Source organism: Vibrio sp. 10N.247.311.49, assembly GCF_041467655.1.
Taxonomy (GTDB): Bacteria; Pseudomonadota; Gammaproteobacteria; order Enterobacterales; family Vibrionaceae; genus Vibrio; species Vibrio crassostreae_C.
Genome location: NZ_JBFSVA010000021.1, coordinates 24,855 through 47,819 on the forward strand (window position 1 = coordinate 24,855; position 22,965 = coordinate 47,819).

25 protein-coding genes are annotated in these 22,965 nt (G+C 45.2%); 24 read left to right on the top strand and 1 reads right to left on the bottom strand.

The genetic code is table 11. From position 1 onward, the window contains the following. Positions 1 to 276 precede the first annotated feature (276 nt). The 23 genes from AB6E54_RS17745 to glmU all read left to right on the top strand — a co-directional run bounded on the left by AB6E54_RS17745 (position 277) and on the right by glmU (position 20,472). Entirely contained in the window at positions 277 to 1,026 is a 750-nt protein-coding gene (locus tag AB6E54_RS17745) for an amino acid ABC transporter substrate-binding protein (protein ID WP_009848135.1), read from the top strand. Positions 1,027 to 1,161: 135 nt separating this feature from the next. Beyond that, positions 1,162 to 1,833: an amino acid ABC transporter permease gene (locus AB6E54_RS17750; RefSeq protein WP_009848134.1), complete on the top strand. Its 672-nt coding sequence runs from the start codon at positions 1,162 to 1,164 to the stop codon at positions 1,831 to 1,833. Further along, entirely contained in the window at positions 1,830 to 2,567 is a 738-nt protein-coding gene (locus AB6E54_RS17755; protein ID WP_017058807.1) for an amino acid ABC transporter ATP-binding protein, read from the top strand. Before AB6E54_RS17750 ends, AB6E54_RS17755 begins: the two co-directional genes overlap by 4 nt. A gap of 206 nt (positions 2,568 to 2,773) precedes the next feature. Beyond that, positions 2,774 to 2,908 (top strand): 50S ribosomal protein L34, encoded by a 135-nt coding sequence (gene rpmH, locus AB6E54_RS17760; protein WP_004735800.1) that lies wholly within the window; start codon positions 2,774 to 2,776, stop codon positions 2,906 to 2,908. A 45-nt stretch (positions 2,909 to 2,953) separates the two neighbouring features. After that, entirely contained in the window at positions 2,954 to 3,277 is a 324-nt protein-coding gene (gene rnpA, locus AB6E54_RS17765; RefSeq protein ID WP_017055478.1) for a ribonuclease P protein component, read from the top strand. Then, positions 3,244 to 3,501: a membrane protein insertion efficiency factor YidD gene (yidD, locus tag AB6E54_RS17770; RefSeq protein WP_004735802.1), complete on the top strand. Its 258-nt coding sequence runs from the start codon at positions 3,244 to 3,246 to the stop codon at positions 3,499 to 3,501. Before rnpA ends, yidD begins: the two co-directional genes overlap by 34 nt. Before the next feature lie 2 nt (positions 3,502 to 3,503). Next, on the top strand, positions 3,504 to 5,126 hold the full coding sequence (gene yidC / locus AB6E54_RS17775) for a membrane protein insertase YidC (RefSeq protein WP_017058806.1): 1,623 nt from the start codon (positions 3,504 to 3,506) through the stop codon (positions 5,124 to 5,126). Between the two features lie 130 nt (positions 5,127 to 5,256). Further along, on the top strand, positions 5,257 to 6,618 hold the full coding sequence (gene mnmE / locus AB6E54_RS17780) for a tRNA uridine-5-carboxymethylaminomethyl(34) synthesis GTPase MnmE (protein ID WP_029235098.1): 1,362 nt from the start codon (positions 5,257 to 5,259) through the stop codon (positions 6,616 to 6,618). Positions 6,619 to 6,668: 50 nt separating this feature from the next. Beyond that, positions 6,669 to 7,103, top strand: a complete 435-nt coding sequence (mioC, locus tag AB6E54_RS17785; protein ID WP_017058804.1) for an FMN-binding protein MioC — start codon at positions 6,669 to 6,671, stop codon at positions 7,101 to 7,103. Positions 7,104 to 7,585: 482 nt separating this feature from the next. Next, on the top strand, positions 7,586 to 9,481 hold the full coding sequence (gene mnmG, locus AB6E54_RS17790; RefSeq protein ID WP_372106603.1) for a tRNA uridine-5-carboxymethylaminomethyl(34) synthesis enzyme MnmG: 1,896 nt from the start codon (positions 7,586 to 7,588) through the stop codon (positions 9,479 to 9,481). Beyond that, on the top strand, positions 9,481 to 10,113 hold the full coding sequence (rsmG, locus tag AB6E54_RS17795) for a 16S rRNA (guanine(527)-N(7))-methyltransferase RsmG (protein ID WP_017058801.1): 633 nt from the start codon (positions 9,481 to 9,483) through the stop codon (positions 10,111 to 10,113). The genes mnmG and rsmG overlap by 1 nt, the downstream gene beginning before the upstream one ends. A 14-nt stretch (positions 10,114 to 10,127) precedes the next feature. After that, on the top strand, positions 10,128 to 10,901 hold the full coding sequence (locus tag AB6E54_RS17800) for a ParA family protein (RefSeq protein WP_029235097.1): 774 nt from the start codon (positions 10,128 to 10,130) through the stop codon (positions 10,899 to 10,901). Positions 10,902 to 10,924: 23 nt separating this feature from the next. Beyond that, on the top strand, positions 10,925 to 11,806 hold the full coding sequence (locus tag AB6E54_RS17805; RefSeq protein ID WP_372106605.1) for a ParB/RepB/Spo0J family partition protein: 882 nt from the start codon (positions 10,925 to 10,927) through the stop codon (positions 11,804 to 11,806). Positions 11,807 to 11,997: 191 nt separating this feature from the next. Continuing rightward, on the top strand, positions 11,998 to 12,387 hold the full coding sequence (locus tag AB6E54_RS17810) for a F0F1 ATP synthase subunit I (RefSeq protein WP_010433210.1): 390 nt from the start codon (positions 11,998 to 12,000) through the stop codon (positions 12,385 to 12,387). Between the two features lie 8 nt (positions 12,388 to 12,395). Continuing rightward, positions 12,396 to 13,193 (top strand): F0F1 ATP synthase subunit A, encoded by a 798-nt coding sequence (gene atpB, locus AB6E54_RS17815; RefSeq protein WP_009848124.1) that lies wholly within the window; start codon positions 12,396 to 12,398, stop codon positions 13,191 to 13,193. Positions 13,194 to 13,242: 49 nt separating this feature from the next. Continuing rightward, positions 13,243 to 13,500 carry a F0F1 ATP synthase subunit C gene (gene atpE, locus AB6E54_RS17820; protein ID WP_004411110.1) on the top strand — a complete coding sequence of 86 codons (258 nt, stop codon included), beginning with the start codon at positions 13,243 to 13,245 and terminating at the stop codon, positions 13,498 to 13,500. A gap of 59 nt (positions 13,501 to 13,559) precedes the next feature. Beyond that, a complete protein-coding gene (gene atpF / locus AB6E54_RS17825; RefSeq protein ID WP_010433231.1) occupies positions 13,560 to 14,030 on the top strand; it encodes a F0F1 ATP synthase subunit B in 471 nt (156 codons plus the stop codon). A gap of 15 nt (positions 14,031 to 14,045) precedes the next feature. Next, a complete protein-coding gene (atpH, locus tag AB6E54_RS17830; protein ID WP_010433233.1) occupies positions 14,046 to 14,579 on the top strand; it encodes a F0F1 ATP synthase subunit delta in 534 nt (177 codons plus the stop codon). 13 nt (positions 14,580 to 14,592) lie between these two features. Next, the gene (gene atpA / locus AB6E54_RS17835; RefSeq protein ID WP_372106606.1) at positions 14,593 to 16,134 is read left to right on the top strand and encodes a F0F1 ATP synthase subunit alpha; all 1,542 of its coding nucleotides are present in this window, start codon (positions 14,593 to 14,595) and stop codon (positions 16,132 to 16,134) included. A gap of 48 nt (positions 16,135 to 16,182) precedes the next feature. Further along, entirely contained in the window at positions 16,183 to 17,049 is an 867-nt protein-coding gene (gene atpG, locus AB6E54_RS17840) for a F0F1 ATP synthase subunit gamma (protein ID WP_017058793.1), read from the top strand. A 34-nt stretch (positions 17,050 to 17,083) separates the two neighbouring features. Further along, positions 17,084 to 18,487 carry a F0F1 ATP synthase subunit beta gene (gene atpD, locus AB6E54_RS17845; RefSeq protein WP_017058792.1) on the top strand — a complete coding sequence of 468 codons (1,404 nt, stop codon included), beginning with the start codon at positions 17,084 to 17,086 and terminating at the stop codon, positions 18,485 to 18,487. 18 nt (positions 18,488 to 18,505) lie between these two features. Beyond that, a complete protein-coding gene (locus AB6E54_RS17850; RefSeq protein WP_017058791.1) occupies positions 18,506 to 18,928 on the top strand; it encodes a F0F1 ATP synthase subunit epsilon in 423 nt (140 codons plus the stop codon). Between the two features lie 182 nt (positions 18,929 to 19,110). Continuing rightward, a complete protein-coding gene (gene glmU / locus AB6E54_RS17855; RefSeq protein WP_372106608.1) occupies positions 19,111 to 20,472 on the top strand; it encodes a bifunctional UDP-N-acetylglucosamine diphosphorylase/glucosamine-1-phosphate N-acetyltransferase GlmU in 1,362 nt (453 codons plus the stop codon). A gap of 124 nt (positions 20,473 to 20,596) precedes the next feature. On the opposite strand, the gene punC is transcribed toward glmU, so the two are convergent. After that, complete coding sequence (punC, locus tag AB6E54_RS17860) at positions 20,597 to 21,808, bottom strand: purine nucleoside transporter PunC (protein WP_017063021.1); 1,212 nt, start codon at positions 21,806 to 21,808, stop codon at positions 20,597 to 20,599. A gap of 163 nt (positions 21,809 to 21,971) precedes the next feature. Here punC and punR point away from each other — a divergent pair, with 163 nt between their 5' ends. Continuing rightward, complete coding sequence (punR, locus tag AB6E54_RS17865; RefSeq protein WP_372106610.1) at positions 21,972 to 22,886, top strand: DNA-binding transcriptional activator PunR; 915 nt, start codon at positions 21,972 to 21,974, stop codon at positions 22,884 to 22,886. Positions 22,887 to 22,965 lie beyond the last annotated feature (79 nt).

Here is a 22,965-nt window from a genome sequence, read left to right on the forward strand (position 1 = left end):
CCGCTAATTTTACCTGTTGATAAGTCAGATCACCAGCAATTGATCACAGATCCAGTGAATAAGATCCAAGTTATTCACAATAAATTTGTAATTTATCGGTGGATCCACACATCTTGCCCCTAATTTACTCACACAATGATCCACTTATGCCCGGATCCTTGCTAGTTATCCCCAAATCGAGAATTCAATCTGGTTATGGTTAATAACATCTGGTTATTTATTCTAGTGAGCATTTTCCCAGTAACATCCAAACCCATAAATATAAGGAGTTACCAAATGAATAACTGGATTAAGGCTGCAATTGCGGCTATCGCACTCTCTGCTGCTACTGTTCAAGCTGCGACTGAAGTTAAAGTCGGCATGTCTGGTCGCTATTTCCCGTTTACGTTCGTTAAACAAGACCAGCTACAGGGTTTTGAAGTGGATTTATGGGATGAGATCGGTAAGCGTAACGATTACAAGGTTGAATACGTAACGGCAAACTTCTCTGGTCTGTTTGGTCTTCTTGAAACGGGTCGCATCGATACCATTTCAAACCAAATTACAATGACGGATGCACGTAAAGCGAAATACCTATTCGCAGACCCATACGTAGTAGACGGCGCACAAATTACCGTTCGTAAAGGTAATGACAGCATTAAAGGCATCGAAGACCTTGATGGCAAGACGGTTGCGGTAAACCTAGGCTCAAACTTTGAACAACTGCTTCGCAGCTACGACAAAGATGGCAAGATCAATGTAAAAACCTACGATACAGGTATTGAACATGACGTGGCACTGGGTCGTGCCGATGCATTCGTAATGGATCGCCTATCAGCACTAGAGCTTATCAAGAAGACTGGTCTACCATTACAACTAGCAGGTCAGCCATTCGAAACAATTGAAAACGCTTGGCCTTTCGTCGACAACGATAACGGCAAAAAACTGCAAGCAGAAGTAAATGAAGCATTAGCAGCAATGCGCGCAGATGGTACGCTAGAAAGTATCTCTCAGAAATGGTTTGGTGCGGACATTACTCAGAAGTAATTACTCACTTTCTCCATTCAAGGCCCACTGCTTTATACAGCGGTGGGCTTTTTGCTTTTGTGCACTAATTAAAAAACCTGATACAACAGTACTTACATATAGAACAACACTGCCAATAAAAATACGAGATAGATTATGGGATTTGACTTTAATTACATGCTAGAGCTGTTGCCAATACTACTGAAGTATTTAGGCACCACGATGGAGATGGCGACCTGGGGCTTGTTCTTTGCTCTGATCCTGTCTCTGATACTGGCGAATATTCGTGTATTCAAAATCCCAGTGCTCGACCAACTGAGCCAGCTGTACATTAGCTTCTTCCGAGGCACACCACTGTTGGTGCAGCTGTTCCTCCTTTATTACGGCTTACCACAAGTCTTCCCGTGGATGGTTGGGTTGGATGCCTTCAGCGCCGCTGTGATTGGCTTAACCCTGCACTTTGCCGCGTATATGGCAGAAAGTATTCGTGCCGCGATTATCGGTATTGATCGCAGCCAGATGGAAGCCAGCCTTTCGGTCGGTATGACAACCAGCCAAGCGATGCGCCGAGTGATCTTACCGCAAGCAACTCGCGTGGCACTGCCGTCGTTGATGAACTACTTCATCGATATGATCAAGTCGACTTCACTTGCCTTCACCCTAGGTGTCGCCGAAATCATGGCTAAAGCTCAGATGGAGGCTTCTTCAAGTTTCCGCTTCTTCGAGGCTTTCTTAGCAGTCGCACTGATTTACTGGGGCGTGGTGGTTATCCTCACTCGTATTCAAATTTGGGCCGAAGTGAAACTGAATAAGGCGTATGTACGATGATCAAATTACAAAATATCCACAAGCAGTTTGGTGACACCGAAGTTTTGAAAGGGATCGACCTAGAAATCAAACAAGGTGAGATAATTGTCATCATAGGTTCAAGTGGTACGGGTAAATCTACCCTACTGCGTTGTGTGAATTTTCTAGAGCAAGCCGATCAAGGCACGATTTCGATTGATGATATCAAGGTTGATACTCAGAAACACACTAAGGCAGAGGTGCTTGCACTGCGTCGTAAGACCGGTTTTGTGTTCCAAAACTATGCACTGTTCGCTCACCAAACCGCGAGACAGAATATTGCTGAAGGTTTAATTACCGTTCGTGGTTGGAAAAAACAGCAAGCCCATGAAAAAGCACAACAAATACTTGATGATATTGGCTTAGGTGACAAAGGTGATAGCTACCCAGCCGCGCTCTCTGGTGGCCAGCAACAACGGGTGGGTATTGGCCGTGCAATGGCACTACAACCCGAGCTTTTACTGTTTGATGAGCCGACTTCAGCGCTCGATCCTGAGTGGGTTGGCGAAGTGCTTAACCTAATGAAAAAACTGGCAAATCAGCATCAAACCATGCTGGTGGTTACCCATGAAATGCAGTTCGCGAGAGAGGTCGCAGACCGAGTGATCTTCATGGCTGACGGTCATATTATCGAGCAGGGATCTCCACAGGATATTTTTGGTAATCCACAGGATCCTAAATTAAAAAAATTCTTAAATAAGGTTGGGATCGACTAAGGATCCTTGTGATTTTAGTTATTCTACGTATAATCCCCCGACCGGAATTTTAGTTAACCCAATCATTGACACTTTTTGTGACAGTGATTACAATTCCGCCTCTTTGTTGAGAGGCGTCGGTTTTCCTTTCTTATATAAAGAAGAGAAAAAATGCCCACGCCGGGTTTAACAAAAACCTAAAACTACTGATCAGTAAGGTAATTACAATGAAACGCACTTTTCAACCTACAGTTCTAAAGCGTAAGCGTACTCACGGTTTCCGTGCTCGCATGGCTACTAAGAACGGTCGCGCAACAATCAATGCACGTCGTGCAAAAGGCCGTAAGCGTCTTTCTAAGTAATCTTTGATTATTTTGAATAAGCTAGCCTTCGGTCGGGAGTTACGCTTGTTAACTCCCGAACATTATCAAAATGTCTTCAAGCAAGCTCATCGAGCTGGCTCCCCTCATTTCACCATCATTGCCCGAAATAACTCTCTTTCAAATCCTCGTCTTGGATTAGCCGTTCCGAAAAAGCAGATTAAAACCGCCGTGGGTCGTAACCGATTCAAGCGTCTTACTCGTGAAAGCTTTCGTAACACTCAACACAAACTTCCTAACAAAGATTTTGTTGTAATCGCTAAGAAGAGCGCGCAAGATTTAAGCAATGAAGAAATGTTCAAGCTACTCGACAAATTATGGCTTCGCCTGTCTCGCCCTTCGCGTGGATAGCGCTAATACCCATCTATTTTTATAGATGGTTTATTAGTCCACTCATCGGCCCACGCTGCCGATTTACTCCAACCTGCTCTTTATATGCGATAGAAGCGTTGAAAGCTCACGGTTTTGTAAAAGGGTGTTGGTTATCAGGCAAACGTCTATTAAAATGCCATCCTTTGAACGAAGGGGGCTTTGACCCCGTTCCACCAGTCCAAAAACAAGACAGAGATAAATAACGATGGATTCTCAACGTAATATCCTGTTAATCGCATTGGCTTTGGTTTCTTTCCTACTGTTCCAACAATGGAACGTAGCTCAGAATCCAGCACCACAAGCGGTTGAGCAGGCACAATCTGGCAGCACCCTACCAGCGCCATCTTATGCAGATGATCTAGACCCGGCTCCTGGTCAAGTTGCTTCTTCTGCTAAAACTATCACAGTAACAACTGATGTACTGACTCTGTCAATTGATACGGTTGGTGGTGATGTCGTTAAAGCAAACCTAAACGATTACTCTGCTGAGTTCGATTCTGAAGATACGTTTGTTCTTCTTAAAAACGAACCAGGTCACCAATTTATCGCACAAAGCGGTCTAGTGGGTCCTCAAGGTATCGATTTAAGCAGCACAAACCGCCCAAGCTACACAGTTTCAGCAGACAGCTTCACGCTTGCTGATGGTCAGGATGAACTACGCATCCCGATGACTTACCAAGCGAACGGCCTTGATTACACGAAAACATTCATCCTTAAGCGTGGCAGCTACGCAATGGATGTTGAATACGATGTAGTCAACAACTCTGGTAACAACGCGACATTCGGCATGTACGCTCACCTGCGTCAGAACGTAATGGATGACGGCGGTAGCCTAACAATGCCAACTTACCGTGGTGGTGCTTACTCTACGGAAGATACGCGTTACAAAAAATACAGCTTCGACGACATGCAAGATCGCAACCTGTCTCTTAACCTAGCAAACGGTCAAGGTTGGGCAGCGATGATTCAGCACTACTTTGCAAGTGCATGGATCCCACGCGACGAAGCAGGCAGCAACCTTTACACTCGTGTAATTGGTAACCTTGGCGACATCGGTGTTCGCATGCCGAACAAAACCATCGCTACTGGCGACGAAGCAAACTTCAAAGCAACGCTTTGGGTTGGTCCTAAACTTCAAGACCAAATGGCTGCTGTTGCACCTAACCTAGACCTAGTAGTTGACTACGGTTGGTTATGGTTCATTGCTAAACCACTTCATACTCTGCTTTCGTTCATTCAAGGCATCGTTGTGAACTGGGGTCTGGCAATCATCTGTCTAACTTTCATCGTTCGTGGTGCTATGTACCCACTAACGAAAGCTCAGTACACGTCTATGGCGAAAATGCGTATGCTTCAGCCTAAGCTGACTGCAATGCGTGAGCGTATCGGCGACGACCGTCAACGCATGAGCCAAGAAATGATGGAGCTTTACAAGAAAGAGAAAGTAAACCCACTAGGTGGCTGTTTACCTATCCTTCTGCAAATGCCTATCTTCATTTCGCTATACTGGGCACTAATGGAGTCTGTTGAACTGCGTCACTCACCGTTCTTCGGTTGGATTACTGACCTTTCAGCACAAGACCCATACTACATCTTGCCACTTCTGATGGGTGCTTCAATGTTCCTAATCCAGAAGATGAGCCCGACAACTGTAACGGATCCAATGCAGCAGAAGATCATGACCTTTATGCCGGTTATGTTCACATTCTTCTTCCTGTTCTTCCCTTCAGGTCTGGTTCTATACTGGCTAGTATCGAACATCGTAACTCTGATTCAGCAAACGCTTATCTACCGCGCGCTGGAAAAGAAAGGCTTACATTCTAAGTAAGTTCGATAATAGAAAGAGACAAAGAAAGGCGACCAAAAGGTCGCCTTTTTGTTTTTAGCTGATTACAATTCAGCTAATTGATTAATCGTGAGCGCCCCTTTTTGGCTTTCACATGCTAGCAGGCACAACTATGACTACAGATACGATTGTTGCTCAAGCGACTGCACCCGGCCGTGGCGGCGTCGGTATTATTCGCGTTTCAGGCCCACAAGCAGCCCAAGTTGCGCTTGAAGTTACCGGCAAAGTACTGAAACCACGTTACGCTGAGTACACCCCTTTTAAATCTCACGATGGTTTAGAGCTAGACCAAGGCATCGCGCTTTACTTTCCTAACCCGCACTCGTTTACCGGTGAAGACGTTTTAGAGCTGCAAGGCCACGGTGGTCCTGTGGTAATGGATATGCTCATCAAGCGCATCCTCGCTATTCCAGGTCTACGCGCAGCACGCCCAGGTGAGTTCTCGGAGCGTGCCTTCTTGAACGACAAGATGGATTTAACCCAAGCAGAAGCGATTGCTGACCTCATTGATGCCAGTTCAGAAGAAGCGGCGAAATCAGCTCTGCAATCGTTGCAAGGTGAGTTCTCGAAACGCATTAATACGCTGGTGGACTCTCTGATTCACTTACGCATCTATGTTGAAGCCGCTATCGACTTCCCAGAAGAAGAGATTGATTTCCTTGCTGACGGTAAAGTAAGTGCTGACTTACAAGCTATCATCGACAACCTCGAAGCGGTTCGCCAAGAAGCCAATCAAGGTGCCATCATGCGTGAAGGTATGAAGGTGGTGATTGCAGGTCGTCCTAATGCCGGTAAGTCGAGCTTACTGAATGCATTATCGGGTAAAGACTCCGCGATTGTGACTGATATTGCAGGTACAACCCGTGATGTACTTCGTGAACATATCCATATTGATGGTATGCCACTGCACATTATTGATACCGCAGGCCTGCGTGAAGCCTCGGATGAAGTCGAAAAAATCGGTATTGAACGCGCTTGGGAAGAAATTGCTCAAGCCGATCGCGTTTTATTTATGGTCGATGGCACCACTACCGATGCAACCGACCCGAAAGATATCTGGCCAGATTTCGTTGATCGTCTGCCGAATAACATCGGAATGACCGTGATTCGTAACAAAGCCGATCAAACCGGTGAAGATCTCGGGATTTGCCATGTTAATGATCCAACTCTGATTCGACTATCAGCAAAGACGGGACAAGGCGTTGATGCACTACGTAATCACTTAAAAGATTGCATGGGCTTTGCTGGTGGCAATGAAGGTGGCTTCATGGCACGTCGTCGCCACTTAGATGCCCTAGAACGCGCATCTGAGCATCTAGATATTGGCCAGCAACAGCTCGAAGGCTATATGGCAGGGGAAATCTTGGCAGAAGAACTGCGTATAACGCAGCAACACCTTAACGAGATTACTGGTGAATTCAGTTCCGATGACCTACTCGGCCGTATCTTCACCTCTTTCTGTATTGGTAAATAACCTTTAAAGGCCGGCTCATGCTGGCCTTTTTCTTTAGTAAGGACAGCTTAATGATCCACATTATTACAGGCAGCACCTTAGGTGGTGCAGAGTACGTTGGCGATCACCTTAATGATCTTCTTGAAGAGCAAGGCCACGAGATCACCCTTCATAATCAGCCTGAATTCGATGATATTCCCCAACAAGGCTTTTGGTTGCTGGTGACTTCAACTCATGGTGCGGGTGAATTTCCAGATAATATTAAGCCGTTTATCGACGCATTGACCCAGCAATCTCCAGATTTAAGCCCGGTTCGCTTTGCTGTCGTGGCGCTTGGTGATTCGAGTTACGATACCTTCTGTTTGGCGGGAAAATCAGTCCACAGCCAGATGAAAGAGCTCGGTGCTCAGCCTATTTCTGACTGTTTTACCATCGATGTATTGGAAACTCCGGTACCAGAAGACGCAGCAGAAGCTTGGTTCAACGATCATAGCGACCAGTTTTAACCTCTCTCCTCTCTCAAAAAGCGGCTTATGCCGCTTTTTTTGTCTCTGAACATCGTGATTGTGAATAACTTTTTTTCAAAAACATCGAAAATTAGCGATCTATTTTCAATTTCTGCTGTGGATAAGATCATACATATACGGTGATTAACCTATAGTTATCCAAATAACAAGTTTTAGGCTAATTTCCTCCTGTGAATAAGTAGCCATTTTGATCCCAGCTAATCCTCATCCTGATCAAAGTTAGATCACATCATTTGATCCAAAAAAGATCCATGATCTCGTTGATCATTTCCGACTTATCCACAGATACCCTCGATCCTAATAATAGATCTAATAAAAGATCTCCTTAAAGATCTTATCTATATTAATTAAAAACAGCTTTTTCGAAAAATCCCAAAAACGTTTTCTCAGGCTATGAAAACAGGTAGAATATCGCTCCTTTTTATCAATCTAGAAAACGTTTGAATACCTGAGGTCGGTTCATGCTTTATCACGAAAAATTTGACGTCATCGTTGTTGGTGGTGGCCATGCAGGAACGGAAGCCGCACTCGCATCTGCACGTACTGGTCAAAGTACGTTATTACTTACTCATAATATCGATACACTAGGACAAATGTCTTGTAACCCAGCCATTGGCGGGATCGGTAAGGGCCACTTGGTAAAAGAGGTCGATGCAATGGGTGGATTAATGGCGCAAGCTATTGATAATGCAGGTATTCAGTTCAGAACATTGAACGCATCAAAAGGCCCTGCGGTTCGTGCTACTCGTGCACAAGCTGACCGCGCACTGTACAAAGCCTTTGTTCGTAACGTTCTTGAAAACACGCCAAACCTGACTTTGTTCCAACAGTCGGTTGATGACTTGATCGTTGAACAGGATCAAGTGGTAGGTGTGGTAACGCAGATGGGCCTTAAGTTCCGCGCAAGCGCTGTGGTTCTGACTGTGGGCACATTCCTAGGCGGCAAGATCCATATTGGTATGGAAAGTTCTTCAGGTGGCCGTGCTGGTGATCCACCATCGATCGCACTGGCTGACCGTCTTCGTGATCTTCCATTCCGAGTTGATCGCCTGAAAACAGGTACTCCTCCTCGTATCGATGCGCGTAGCGTTGATTTTTCTGAGCTTGAGGTTCAGCACGGTGATAACCCGACGCCTGTTTTCTCGTTCATGGGCAGCCGAGCTCAACAACCTCGTCAAATTCCATGTTACATCACGCATACCAATGAAAATACGCATGACGTAATTCGTGCCAACCTTGATCGCAGCCCTATGTACGCGGGTGTGATTGAAGGCATTGGCCCTCGTTACTGCCCTTCGATTGAAGACAAAGTAATGCGTTTTGCTGACAAGAACAGTCACCAAATTTTTATTGAGCCAGAAGGTCTAACGACTCACGAGCTATACCCGAATGGTATCTCTACCAGTCTGCCGTTTGATGTACAGGTTCAAATTGTTCGTTCGATGAAGGGCTTTGAAAATGCTCATATCGTTCGCCCTGGCTATGCGATTGAGTACGATTTCTTTGATCCTCGCGACCTTAAGCTGACTTACGAAACTAAGTTTATCAAAGGTCTATTCTTTGCGGGTCAAATCAACGGTACCACTGGCTATGAAGAAGCGGCTGCACAAGGCTTGATGGCCGGTCTGAATGCAAGTTTGTTTACTCAAGGCAAAGAAGGCTGGAGTCCACGTCGTGACCAAGCTTACATGGGCGTGCTTATCGACGACCTATCTACCATGGGTACCAAAGAACCTTACCGCATGTTTACGTCTCGCGCGGAATACCGTCTGCTGCTTCGTGAAGACAACGCCGATATCCGCTTGACTGAAAAGTCGCGTGAACTTGGCCTTGTTGATGACGCTCGTTGGGCTCGTTTCAACGAGAAGATGGAAAACATGGAGAAGGAGCGTCAACGTCTGAAAGAGACTTGGATTAATCCAAAATCTGAAGATATTGATCAACTGAACCAAATTCTGAAAACACCAATGTCTCGTGAAGCGAGCGGTGAAGATCTTCTTCGTCGCCCTGAAATGACTTATTCACAGTTAACCGCATTGGATCGTTTTGGTCCTGCACTGGAAGATCAACAAGCGTCTGAGCAAGTTGAGATCCAAGTGAAGTACGATGGTTACATTCAGCGTCAACAAGACGAAATTGAAAAATCACTGCGTCATGAAAACACCAAACTGCCTGCTGATATCGATTACAGCAAGGTAAAAGGACTTTCTAACGAAGTGGTTCTTAAACTAACGACAGCTAAGCCTGACTCAATTGGTATTGCTTCGCGAATTTCAGGTATCACACCTGCAGCAATCTCAATTCTGTTGGTTTACTTGAAAAAACACGGTCTGTTGAAAAAAGGTGAGGAAGCATAATGAGCGCATTACGCGAAAAACTGGATCACCTTATTGGCCAGACTGAACTTGAAGTATCTGAAAAACAACGTGGCCAGTTGGTTGGCTACGTTGAGTTACTGAACAAGTGGAACAAAGCTTATAACCTAACATCAGTTCGTGACCCACAAGAAATGATGGTGAAACATATCTTAGATAGCATCATTGTTAGCACTCACTTACAAGGTAAGCGCTTTATCGATGTGGGTACGGGACCTGGTCTTCCTGGGATTCCGCTCTCAATCATGAATCCAGACTGCGAGTTTTACTTGCTAGACAGCCTAGGTAAGCGTATTCGTTTTATCAAACAGGTGATTCATGAGCTGGGTATCGACAACGTGGTACCGGTTCAAAGTCGCGTTGAAGAATTTCAACCAGAAGAAAAGTTTGATGCAGTGCTCAGTCGTGCATTTGCGTCAATGACAGACATGGTAGAGTGGTGTCACCATTTACCTAAAGAGCAATCCGGTGTATTTTTGGCTCTTAAGGGACAACATCCTAGAGACGAAATCGACCTGTTACCTGAATGGTGTTCAGTGACAGACATTAAAGCTTTGCAAGTGCCAGAGCTTGATGGAGAGCGTCATCTAGTTACTTTATCGCGTCAGGGATAATCAGCGAGGCCATAGTGGGTAGAATCGTAGCAATTGCCAACCAGAAGGGTGGCGTAGGAAAAACAACAACTTGCATTAATTTAGCAGCATCAATGGCGGCAACAAAACGCAAGATATTGGTTGTTGACCTCGATCCTCAAGGTAATGCCACTATGGCGAGCGGTGTCGACAAGTATCAAGTTGAAGCAACAGCTTACGATTTGTTGGTTGAAGACACCCCATTTGATGAGGTGGTTTGCCGGAGTACATCTGGCAATTATGACCTCATCGCCGCGAACGGTGATGTTACTGCGGCAGAAATCAAGCTGATGGAAGTGTTTGCTCGTGAAGTTCGTTTAAAAAATGCACTCGAACCCATTCGCAATAATTATGATTTCATCTTTATTGATTGCCCGCCCTCATTAAACCTTCTTACAATCAACGCGATGGCTGCGGCCGACTCCGTATTGGTTCCTATGCAATGTGAATACTTTGCTTTGGAAGGTTTGACTGCATTGATGGATACCATCAGTAAGCTAGCGGCTGTTGTAAACGAGAACCTGAAGATCGAAGGTCTTCTGCGTACTATGTACGATCCTCGCAACCGCTTATCGAACGAAGTATCTGATCAACTCAAAAAACACTTTGGTAGCAAAGTCTACCGAACTGTGATCCCTAGAAATGTGCGTCTGGCAGAAGCCCCGAGTCACGGCAAGCCAGCAATGTACTACGACAAATATTCCGCAGGAGCTAAGGCTTACCTTGCTCTTGCTGGCGAAATGTTGCGTCGTGAAGAAGTCCCAGTATAGGTCCAACCAAAGGAATTCGCTCAATGTCTAAGCGTGGTTTAGGAAAAGGGCTAGATGCATTGCTTGCAACTAGCTCATTGGCTCGTGAAAAACAGCAAGTTGCTTCTCATAGTCAGGCGTTGTCGGCTGATGGTGAGCTTATTGAACTGGCTGTTGGTTGCTTGAAGCCTGGTGTATATCAACCGCGTAAGGATATTGCGCCTGAAGCGCTAGAAGAGCTGGCAGCATCAATTCAATCTCAAGGCATTATCCAACCGATCGTAGTTCGCCCATTGGCGCACGACCAGTTTGAGATTATTGCTGGTGAACGTCGTTGGAGAGCGGCTCGTCAAGCTGGTCTTAAACAAGTTCCATGCTTGATCAAGAGAGTAGAAGACAAGGCCGCGATTGCGATGGCATTGATCGAGAACATTCAACGTGAAGATCTGAATGTTATCGAAGAATCACAAGCGCTAGAGCGCTTGCAGAACGAGTTTTCACTGACACATCAGCAGGTCGCCGATGTGATTGGTAAATCGAGAGCTACCGTTAGTAACTTATTACGTCTAAATCAGCTCGAAAATGAAGTAAAAGGTTTAGTTTCCAATAAACAACTAGAAATGGGGCATGCTAGAGCACTGCTTGCACTTGAAGGTGTTACCCAGGTTGAGGCAGCGAATACTGCAGCAACCAAAAAAATGACCGTGCGTCAAACTGAGCAACTTGTCAAAAAGTGCTTAAAACCAGACGTTGAAGCTGAATCGAAGCCCGAAGACACTGAGGCCATCGAACTTTCACGAAGACTCACGGAAAAATTGCAAGCAAACGTTTCAGTTACTCGTTCTGTTAGCGGTAAGTCAAAAGTGACAATTACTCTTGATGAGCCTCACAAATTAGAGCAACTTATTGCTAAACTAGAGTACTAGATGAGATAATTGATTTAGGTCAATTATGTAATAAACAAGTAATTTCTTACAAAAGTTGTCGGTTTGTATACAGAAATGTAAATGATTGCTGCATTCTTATTGCAATCAATTTGGCTGAACGTATAATTTTCGCCAATTTCTCAGCACGCTTTTAAGCGAGTGGTAAAGTGGGCTTAAAGAGGAACGAATACATGGTAGCGGCGTTAGCAAGACCAGGACGAGTGCTTGCAAAGCAAATGTTATTGATCGAGCTTAGCGCGGTTATATTAGTGGCGATAGGGTTAGGTTTAGCTGTTAATCCTGATTGGGGTTTTGCTGCATTGGTTGGTGGCGGTATTTTTGTCATCGCGAATGTGGTTTTTTGTGTGTGTGCTTTCCTATTTTGTGGAGCTCGCGCAACTAAGTTAGTTGCGGCGTCGTTCTATGCAGGTGAAGCACTAAAGATCCTTATCACAGTTCTACTATTCTCTATTGTCTACATGTATATGCAGGTGGAATTAATTCCCCTCAAACTGACCTATTTACTGGTTCTAGGTATTAATATCTTTGCGCCAGTGCTTTTCATTAACAATAAAAAATAGGATGAGTTATGGCTGCGCCAACAGCATCCGGATACATTGAACACCATTTACAAAACCTTTCTTTAGCTAAGTTTGGTCTTGTAGAGGAGACAAGTTTCTGGAACGTACATATAGACAGTCTGTTTTTTTCGGTGTTGACAGGGATGTTATTCCTTTGGGTTTTTCGCTCAGTCGCTAAGAAAGCAACAGTAGGTGTACCTGGTAAGCTTCAGTGTTTTGTTGAAATGGTAGTGGAATTCGTTGGCGACAACGTTAAAGAAACTTTCCATGGTCGCAACCCTCTGATTGCCCCACTAGCACTGACTATATTCTGCTGGATTATCATTATGAACTTGATGGACTTAGTGCCTATCGATTTCTTACCATATCCTGCAGAGCATTGGCTAGGTATCCCTTACTTGAAAGTGGTTCCTACAGCTGATGTAAATATAACCATGGCAATGGCTTTGGGTGTTTTTGCTCTGATGATCTACTACAGCATCAAAGTGAAAGGCCTAGGCGGATTTGCTAAAGAATTGGCACTGCATCCATTTAATCACCCAATCATGATCCCATTTAACTTGGTACTTGAGGTAATTTCGTTATTAGCGAAGCCACTATCTCTAGGTATGCGTTTATTTGGTAATATGTTTGCGGGTGAGGTGGTGTTTATTCTTATCGCGGCAATGCTACCGTGGTACTTACAATGGGTAGGTGCACTACCTTGGGCTATCTTCCATATCTTAGTTATATTGATTCAAGCGTTTGTTTTCATGATGTTGACAATCGTTTACTTATCAATGGCTCATGAAGATAGTGATCACTAAAAAATTTTTAAGCTTTATTCTAACTATTAATGTTAATCGGAGAACGTAAATGGAAACTGTACTAAGTTTTTCAGCAATCGCTGTTGCTATTATTGTTGGTCTTTGTGCCGTAGGTACTGCAATTGGTTTTGCTATTCTTGGTGGTAAATTCCTAGAAGGCGCTGCGCGTCAACCTGAAATGGCTCCAATGCTACAAGTTAAGATGTTCATCATCGCTGGTCTACTGGATGCTGTTCCAATGATCGGTATCGTAATCGCACTACTATTCACGTTTGCTAACCCATTTGTTGGTCAACTAGCAGGCTAATTAACTCTTTAATAGTTAATTAAATTTTTGTAGTTGATTCTTAACGAGGGGTAGCTGTTGTGAATATGAACGCAACTCTGCTAGGTCAAGCAATTGCTTTTTCACTGTTTGTTTGGTTCTGCATGAAATATGTATGGCCACCAATCATGCAAGCAATTGAAGAACGTCAGAAAAAAATTGCTGACGGTCTTGTAGCCGCTGAACGCGCTGCTAAAGACTTGAACCTGGCACAAGCCAACGCTTCTGAGCAAATGAAAGAAGCAAAGCGCACTGCAACTGAGGTTATTGATCAGGCAAACAAACGTAAAGCTCAAATTATTGATGAAGCACGCGAAGAAGCTCAGGCAGAACGCCAGAAAATCTTAGCGCAAGCTGAAGCAGAAATTGAAGCAGAGCGTACACGTGCCCGTGATGACCTGCGCAAACAAGTCGCAACTCTGGCTATAGCTGGTGCTGAGAAAATCCTTGAGCGTACAATCGATAAAGATGTACACGATGATCTTCTTAACAACATTACTGCAAAACTTTAAAGCAAGGGGCTGTATATGTCTGATTTGACTACAATCGCACGCCCCTATGCTAAAGCAGCGTTTGACTTTGCGGTAGATAAAGGTGAGCTAGACCAATGGGGTCAAATGCTTACTTTTGCTGCCGAAGTGGCACAAAATGATGATGTTCACAATTTATTAAGCGGTTCTATGACTGCTGAAAAATTAGCTGAAGTATTCATTGTAATTTGTGGCGAACAATTTGATGAATTCGGCCAGAACTTAATTAAAGTGATGGCAGAGAATGGCCGCTTAATGGCTTTTCCTGATGTTTGTAAAGAGTTCTTTATACTCAAAAAAGAGTATGAGAAAGAGATCGACGTTGAAGTTACTTCAGCTGTTGAACTTTCTGAAGAACAACGCACAAGCATTATCAGCAAATTGGAACTGCGCCTTGCGCGCAAAGTTCAGCTGAATTGCAGTATAGATGAGACTCTACTTAGTGGAGTTATTATTCGAGCCGGAGACCTAGTCATCGATAACTCAGCGCGCAGTCGTTTAGACCGCCTGAGCGATGCATTGCAGTCTTAATGGGGATTGGAGCATGCAACTTAATTCCACTGAAATTAGCGATCTAATTAAACAACGTATTGAATCTTTCGACGTTGTTAGTGAAGCTCGCAATGAAGGTACTATCGTTTCTGTAAGCGATGGCATCCTTAGCATCCACGGCCTAGCGGACGTGATGCAAGGTGAAATGATCGAACTACCGGGTGGCCGTTACGCTCTAGCACTGAACTTGAACCGTGATTCGGTTGGTGCTGTTGTAATGGGCCCGTATGCTGACCTACAGGAAGGCATGAAAGTTACAGGTACTGGTCGTATTCTAGAAGTACCAGTAGGTCCTGAAATGCTTGGTCGTGTTGTAAACACGCTAGGTGAGCCAATTGATGGTAAAGGTCCAATCGAAGCTAAATTGACTTCGCCTGTAGAAATTATCGCACCAGGTGTAATCGACCGTAAATCGGTAGATCAACCTGTTCAAACTGGTTACAAGTCTGTTGACTCAATGATCCCTATCGGTCGTGGTCAACGTGAACTAGTAATCGGTGACCGTCAGACTGGTAAAACAGCAATGGCGATCGATGCGATTATTAACCAAAAAGATTCTGGTATTTTCTCTATCTACGTAGCTATCGGCCAAAAAGCGTCGACTATTGCTAACGTAGTTCGCAAACTAGAAGAGCACGGCGCACTAGCAAACACTGTTGTTGTTGTTGCATCGGCTTCTGAATCTGCAGCGCTGCAATACCTTGCACCGTATGCTGGTTGTGCGATGGGCGAATACTTCCGTGATCGCGGTGAAGATGCACTGATTGTTTATGATGACCTATCTAAGCAAGCTGTCGCTTACCGTCAAATCTCGCTACTACTTAAGCGTCCACCAGGTCGTGAAGCGTTCCCTGGTGATGTTTTCTACCTTCACTCTCGTCTACTAGAGCGTGCTGCTCGTGTAAGCGAACACTACGTAGAAGAATTCACTAAAGGCGAAGTGAAAGGCAAGACGGGTTCTTTAACTGCTCTTCCTATCATCGAAACGCAAGCTGGTGACGTATCTGCATTCGTACCGACGAACGTAATCTCGATTACCGATGGTCAGATCTTCCTACAAACTGAGCTATTCAACGCGGGCGTACGTCCAGCTGTTGACCCTGGTATCTCAGTTTCTCGTGTAGGTGGTTCGGCGCAGACTAAAATCATCAAGAAGCTATCTGGCGGTATCCGTACTGCTCTAGCTCAATACCGTGAACTAGCAGCATTTGCACAGTTCTCATCGGATCTTGATGAAGCGACCAAAAAGCAACTAGACCACGGTCAAAAAGTTACAGAACTGATGAAGCAGAAACAATATGCTCCTATGTCTGTATTTGACCAAGCTCTAGTAATCTTCGCTGCAGAGCGTGGATACCTTCAAGACGTAGAACTGTCAAAAGTTCTAGATTTTGAAGCTGCTTTACTGTCGTTTGCTCGTGGTCAATACGCTGATCTAGCAACACAGATCGACGCAACGGGTGCTTTCAACAAAGAAATCGAAGCTGAGCTGAAGAAGCTTGTTGACGATTTCAAGGCAACCCAGACCTGGTAATTGGTAGGTGGTCTTAGGGCCACCTCATACCATTAACGGAGAGTAACGATGGCCGGCGCAAAAGAGATACGTAATAAAATCGGTAGTGTTAAAAGCACACAGAAGATTACGAAAGCAATGGAAATGGTAGCAGCTTCGAAAATGCGTCGTTCTCAAGACGCAATGGAAGCTACTCGTCCATATGCAGAAACAATGCGTAAAGTGATCGGTCATTTGGCTAATGGTAGCCTCGAGTATAAGCATCCTTATCTTGAGGAACGTGAAGCCAAACGTGTTGGTTACATCATCGTTTCTACAGACCGTGGTCTTTGTGGTGGTTTGAACATTAACTTGTTCAAAAAAGCTATGAACGACATGAAAGATTGGTCTGAGAAAGGTGCTGATGTAGAACTTGCAATTGTAGGTTCAAAAGCGACAGCATTTTTCAACAACAGCGGCGCGAAAGTAGCAGCTCAAGTTTCTGGTCTGGGCGATCGCCCAAGCCTTGAAGACTTGATTGGCTCTGTAAGCGTTATGCTGAAGAAATATGATGAAGGCGAATTGGATCGCCTGTTCGTAGTGTTCAACAAGTTTGAAAACACTATGGTACAAGAACCAACGATCGATCAATTACTTCCTTTGCCTAAATCAGACAGCGAAGACATGAAACGCGATCATGCTTGGGACTACATTTATGAGCCTGAGCCAAAACCACTACTAGATGCACTACTGGTTCGCTACGTCGAATCTCAAGTATATCAAGGTGTGGTCGAGAACCTTGCTTGTGAGCAAGCGGCTCGAATGATTGCTATGAAATCAGCAACAGATAACGCTGGTGACATTATTGATGACTTAGAACTTGTGTACAACAAAGCGCGTCAAGCGGCAATTACACAAGAACTTTCTGAGATCGTTTCAGGCGCAGCTGCGGTTTAAGCTTAGGTAAAACTAAATAGTTAGAGGATTAACGATGGCTACAGGTAAGATCGTACAGATCATCGGTGCGGTAGTCGACGTAGAGTTCCCACAGGGTGAAGTACCTCGTGTATACGACGCTCTGAATGTTAATGAAGTACAAGAACGTCTAGTTCTTGAAGTTCAGCAACAACTTGGCGGTGGCGTAGTTCGCGCAATCGTAATGGGTAGCTCTGATGGTTTACGTCGTGGTTTGACAGTTGAAAATACTGGCGCTCCAATCTCAGTACCAGTAGGTACTAAGACATTGGGTCGTATCATGAATGTCCTAGGTGACGCGATTGATGAGTGTGGCGAGATTGGTGCTGAAGAGCATTACGCCATTCACCGTGAAGCTCCAAGCTATGAAGAGCAGTCTAACGAGACAGCTCTTCTAGAAACTGGTGTTAAAGTAATCGACTTGATTTGTCCATTCGCTAAGGGTGGTAAAATCGGTCTATTCGGTGGTGCTGGTGTAGGTAAGACCGTTAACATGATGGAACTTATCAACAACATCGCACTTCAACACTCAGGCCTATCTGTATTTGCAGGTGTAGGTGAGCGTACTCGTGAAGGTAACGATTTCTACTTTGAGATGCAGGAAGCAGGTGTTGTAAACATCGAAAAACCTGAAGAATCAAAAGTAGCGATGGTTTACGGTCAGATGAACGAGCCACCAGGTAACCGTCTACGTGTTGCCCTGACTGGCCTAACAATGGCAGAGCGCTTCCGTGACGAAGGTCGTGACGTTCTACTGTTCGTTGATAACATCTACCGTTACACACTAGCAGGTACTGAAGTATCAGCACTTCTAGGTCGTATGCCTTCTGCGGTAGGTTACCAACCTACACTGGCTGAAGAAATGGGTGTTCTACAAGAGCGTATCACGTCAACTAAAGCTGGTTCTATCACGTCTGTACAGGCGGTATACGTACCTGCGGATGACTTGACTGACCCGTCTCCAGCAACAACGTTCGCTCACTTGGATGCAACGGTTGTACTTAACCGTAACATCGCATCTATGGGTCTATACCCTGCGATCGACCCGCTAGATTCTACTTCACGTCAACTGGATCCATTGGTAGTTGGACAAGAGCACTACGACATCGCTCGTGGCGTTCAGTCTACTCTTCAGCGCTATAAAGAGCTGAAAGATATCATTGCTATCCTAGGTATGGACGAGCTATCTGAAGAAGATAAGCAAGTTGTATCTCGTGCTCGTAAGATTGAGAAGTTCCTAACTCAGCCTTACCACGTAGCGGAAGTATTTACAGGTGACCCAGGCATTTACGTACCTCTTAAAGAGACTCTACGTGGCTTCCAAGGTCTTCTATCTGGTGAATACGATGACATTCCAGAGCAAGCGTTCATGTACTGTGGTGCAATTGACGAAGCTATCGAGAATGCTAAGAAGCTATAAGGCTAACTAGGAGGCGATATGGCAGCAATAACCTTTCACCTAGACGTTGTAAGTGCAGAGAAACAAATTTTCTCAGGCCTTGTTGAGACGTTTCAGGTGACCGGTAGTGAGGGTGAACTTGGTATTTTCCATGGTCACTGTCCACTGCTGACCGCTATCAAGCCTGGCATGGTGCGTATTGTTAAGCAGCACGGCCACGAAGAAATCATTTATGTTTCTGGTGGTATGGTAGAAGTTCAGCCTGGTACAGCAACTGTACTGGCTGATACAGCTATCCGTGGTGAAGAGCTAGACGCAGCAAAGGCGGAAGAAGCTAAGCGCAAGGCTGTGGAGAATATCCAAAATCAGCATGGCGACATAGACTTCGCACAAGCGGCCGGTGAACTGGCTAAAGCCATTGCTCAGTTACGAGTTATCGAACTGACAAAACAGCGTCGTTAATCTTTTTAAGATTACAGACTCTGAGATAAAGGCGACCTAAGGGTCGCCTTTTTGCATTTTTAGATTCTCAAAAATGCTTCTTTTACGTATCACTACTGGTTAAATGGTTATTGCGATTTAATTTTTTGCCCAAAAACGGTTACAATATCGGCTTAATAAAAATAACGTTGGATAGGTTTACAATGAAGTTTAGCGCGGTAATTCTCGCGGCGGGCAAAGGCACTCGCATGTATTCAAACACACCAAAGGTTCTGCACACACTTGCGGGTAAGCCAATGGTGAAGCATGTTATCGATACATGTAATGGTTTAGGCGCTCAAAACATCAACCTGGTTTACGGCCACGGTGGTGATCAGATGAAGGCTACTCTAGCTGAAGAATCTGTAAACTGGGCACTGCAAGCTGAGCAGCTGGGTACGGGTCACGCTGTGGATCAAGCATCTGCACATTTCGCTGATGATGAAAAAGTATTGGTGCTATACGGTGATGTTCCACTGATCTCACCTGAAACCATTGAAAACCTATTAGACGCTCAACCAAACGGTGGCATCGCGCTACTTACTGTCGTGTTAGACAACCCGATGGGCTACGGACGTATTATTCGTCGTAATGGCCCTGTTGTGGCTATCGTTGAACAGAAAGATGCAACGGATGAGCAGAAGCTTATCAAAGAGATCAATACCGGCGTTATGGTGGCGACTGGTGGCGATCTGAAGCGCTGGTTGTCAGGTCTAAGCAACGACAACGCACAGGGTGAATATTACCTGACTGACGTTATCGCTGCGGCTCACGACGAAGGTCGTGCAGTTGAAGCGGTACACCCAGTAAGCCCAATTGAAGTGGAAGGCGTTAACGATCGTTCGCAACTGGCTCGCCTAGAGCGCGCTTACCAAGCTACGCAAGCCGATAAGCTATTGAAGCAAGGCGTGATGCTACGCGACCCAAGCCGCTTTGATCTGCGTGGTGAACTGCAGTGCGGTATGGACGTTGAGATTGATACTAACGTTATCATCGAAGGCAGCGTAAGCATTGGCGATAAAGTGGTTATCGGCACTGGCTGCGTGCTGAAAGACTGTGAGATCGATGACAACACAGTTATTCGTCCATACAGCGTAATCGAAGGAGCGACTGTTGGTGAAGACTGTACGGTTGGTCCATTTACTCGCCTACGCCCTGGTGCAGACATGCGTAACGATTCGCACGTCGGTAACTTTGTTGAAGTGAAGAACACTCGCCTTGGCGAAGGCTCTAAAGCCAACCACCTGACTTATCTTGGGGATGCTGAAATTGGTCAGCGCGTAAACGTGGGTGCGGGTGCAATTACTTGTAACTACGATGGGGCGAATAAGTTTAAGACCATTATTGGTGATGACGTGTTTGTTGGTTCAGACAGCCAATTAATCGCGCCTGTTACGATTGGTAATGGTGCGACGGTTGGTGCTGGCTCTACAGTGACGCGTGATGTGTTGGAAAATGAGCTGGTTATCAGCCGAGCTAAAGAGCGCAAGATCGCTGATTGGAAACGTCCGACTAAGAAAAAGTAGTCTCTTAACAAATAAGATGATTTAAATGAAAGTCAGTAGTACCGCTACTGGCTTTTTCTTATTTATCTAGATATAAAAAAAGAGCGAGTAATCTCGCTCTTTTTTGTTTTCGTTAACTTAGAAACTAGTCTTGTTTCTCGTCAGCGACTACTCGAGAGTTGTCAGGTGTCGCGAAGTGTTCAGAAAGCTCTTTGTTCGAAACAATATAGCCAACCCACAACGCACCCAAACAGATCACAACGGCAATACCCGTCGCGCTTAGTGCTTGGCTAGCCATTGCCGCGACCAATGCACTTGATAGGCCACTGATACTGATTTGCAGGCTGTTTTGTAGACCAGCAGCTGTTGCTGGGCTTTGTTTAGCGCTTGATAGAGCACGGTTTACTACGATTGGGTAAAGTGCGCCGTTTGCGACAGCAATCAAACAGAAAGGCGCAAGTAGAGGCCAGATTGACGTCAGTTCCCACTGTGATGCGATAAAGATAAGCATCGCCGCTACACTGAACAAACCGATAAGGTTTCTTAGTACAACGCCATCGCCATATTTCTTCACTGCTTGCTTACCGAAGTAACCACCCGCCATGAACGCGATTGTTTGTGGGATAAAGCTCAAACCGATGTCTTTTGCTTCATAACCTAGCTGAGCCATGATCTCAGGCATACCCGTTAGGTAAGCGAAGAACGCTGCCGATGCTGATGCAAACATTAAAACATTACCCATGTAAGGCTTTGATTTAAGCAACATCTTGATGTCTGTCTTAATCGATGTTTGTTTTACTTCGGGCGCTTCTTTTGGTTGAGCCATTGTTGTTGCCACTAGCAGTGCACCCATCAAGGTTAATGTGATGAAGATGCTGTGCCAGCCAAAGCTATCCGCCAGTAACACACCTAGCTGAGGTGCTAATGCAGGAGATAGCGCAACCAAAGGCATGATGGTTGCAAAAATTTGTTGGCTACTGCTTTGTGAGTAACGCTTGATAACCATTGCTTGCCAGATTACCGCAGGAGCACATACGCCGATCGCTTGAATGAAGCGCAGTGTCAGTAGATGCCATACCTCGGTGCTGAATGCTAAGCCGAATGAAGCTGCAGTAAAGATAACAAGACCAACCGCCAGCGTATTACGGTGACCATACTTGTCACTCGCCAGACCCCAAAGAAGCTGACCCATTGCCATACCGCCAAGGAATACCGTTAAAGACAGGGCAATCTGCTCTGGGCCGGTTGCGAAATCAACTTCCATTGCCTTAAATGCAGGAAGGTACATATCGGTCGCAATAAAGCCAAGCATTGAAAGAACTGCAAGGTAGACCAATTGAAATTTAGAAATATTCATAAGATGCCATTAAGCTAAAGGTAGTGATGTTTTTATCATCAAAAAAATTGTTTGATATACAGAAGTGAAAGCCCCTGTTTATTTATGCTGACATTCTATTTTTCAGACCTGATAAAATAAAACGCTAAAATATGTGGTTATCAATCAAAAAATTTGAAGGCTTATGTTCTCTAAATCCTCTTTAGAAATGCTCGATACGGTAGCGCGCTTGGGCAGTTTTACCGCGGCGGCTGAGCAGTTGCACAAAGTGCCCTCGGCGATCAGTTATGGTGTCAGACAGGTCGAACAAGAACTGGATGTGCTGCTTTTCAGGCGTTTACCGAGAAAGGTTGAGCTCACTCCGGCAGGTGAACTGTTCATTGAAGAGGCGCGTGCACTACTGAGGCAAATGGAAGAGGTCAGTGCCCAGACTCGTCGAGCAGCTCGAGGTTGGAAGAAAACCTTGCGTCTGACGCTCGATAATGTGGTGAAGCTCGACAAGATGAAGCCGATGATTGAAGAGTTCTATCAAACCTTTGAGTTTGCCGAACTTCAGATCAACATGGAGGTGTTTAACGGCTCATGGGAAGCGATTGCACAGGGCAGGGCGGATATCGTGATTGGCGCCACCTCAGCTGTGCCAGTTGGTGGCGATTTTGAAGTCAAAGACATGGGGCAATTAGATTGGGCATTTGTAATGTCGCCAAGTCACCCGTGTGTGCGCGAACAGAACCTCAATGAAGAGTTCGTGAGCCAATATCCAGCCATCTGCTTGGATGATACCTCCAGTGTGCTCCCTAAGCGACACACAGGCCACTACTCAAGTCAAAGACGCCTGTTGTTACCCAATTGGTATAGCGCAATTGAATGCCTTAAAAATGGAGTAGGGGTGGGTTATATGCCGAGGCACATTTCCGCGCCAATTATCGAACAAGGCTTGCTGGTGGAAAAAATACTGCCTGAACCGAGTCCGCAGAGTCATTGTTGTTTGGTGTGGCGAAAAGACGATAACCATAAGTTGATCGAGTGGATGGTGAAATACCTAGGATCGAGTGAACAACTTCACCAAGATTGGTTGGATCATCGCAAGGCGATCTAATGATCTTAGCGAGAAGATCCTTTTCAAGTTTGAGTTGAATCAGCACCAATAAAAAGAGCGAGTAAATACTCGCTCTTTT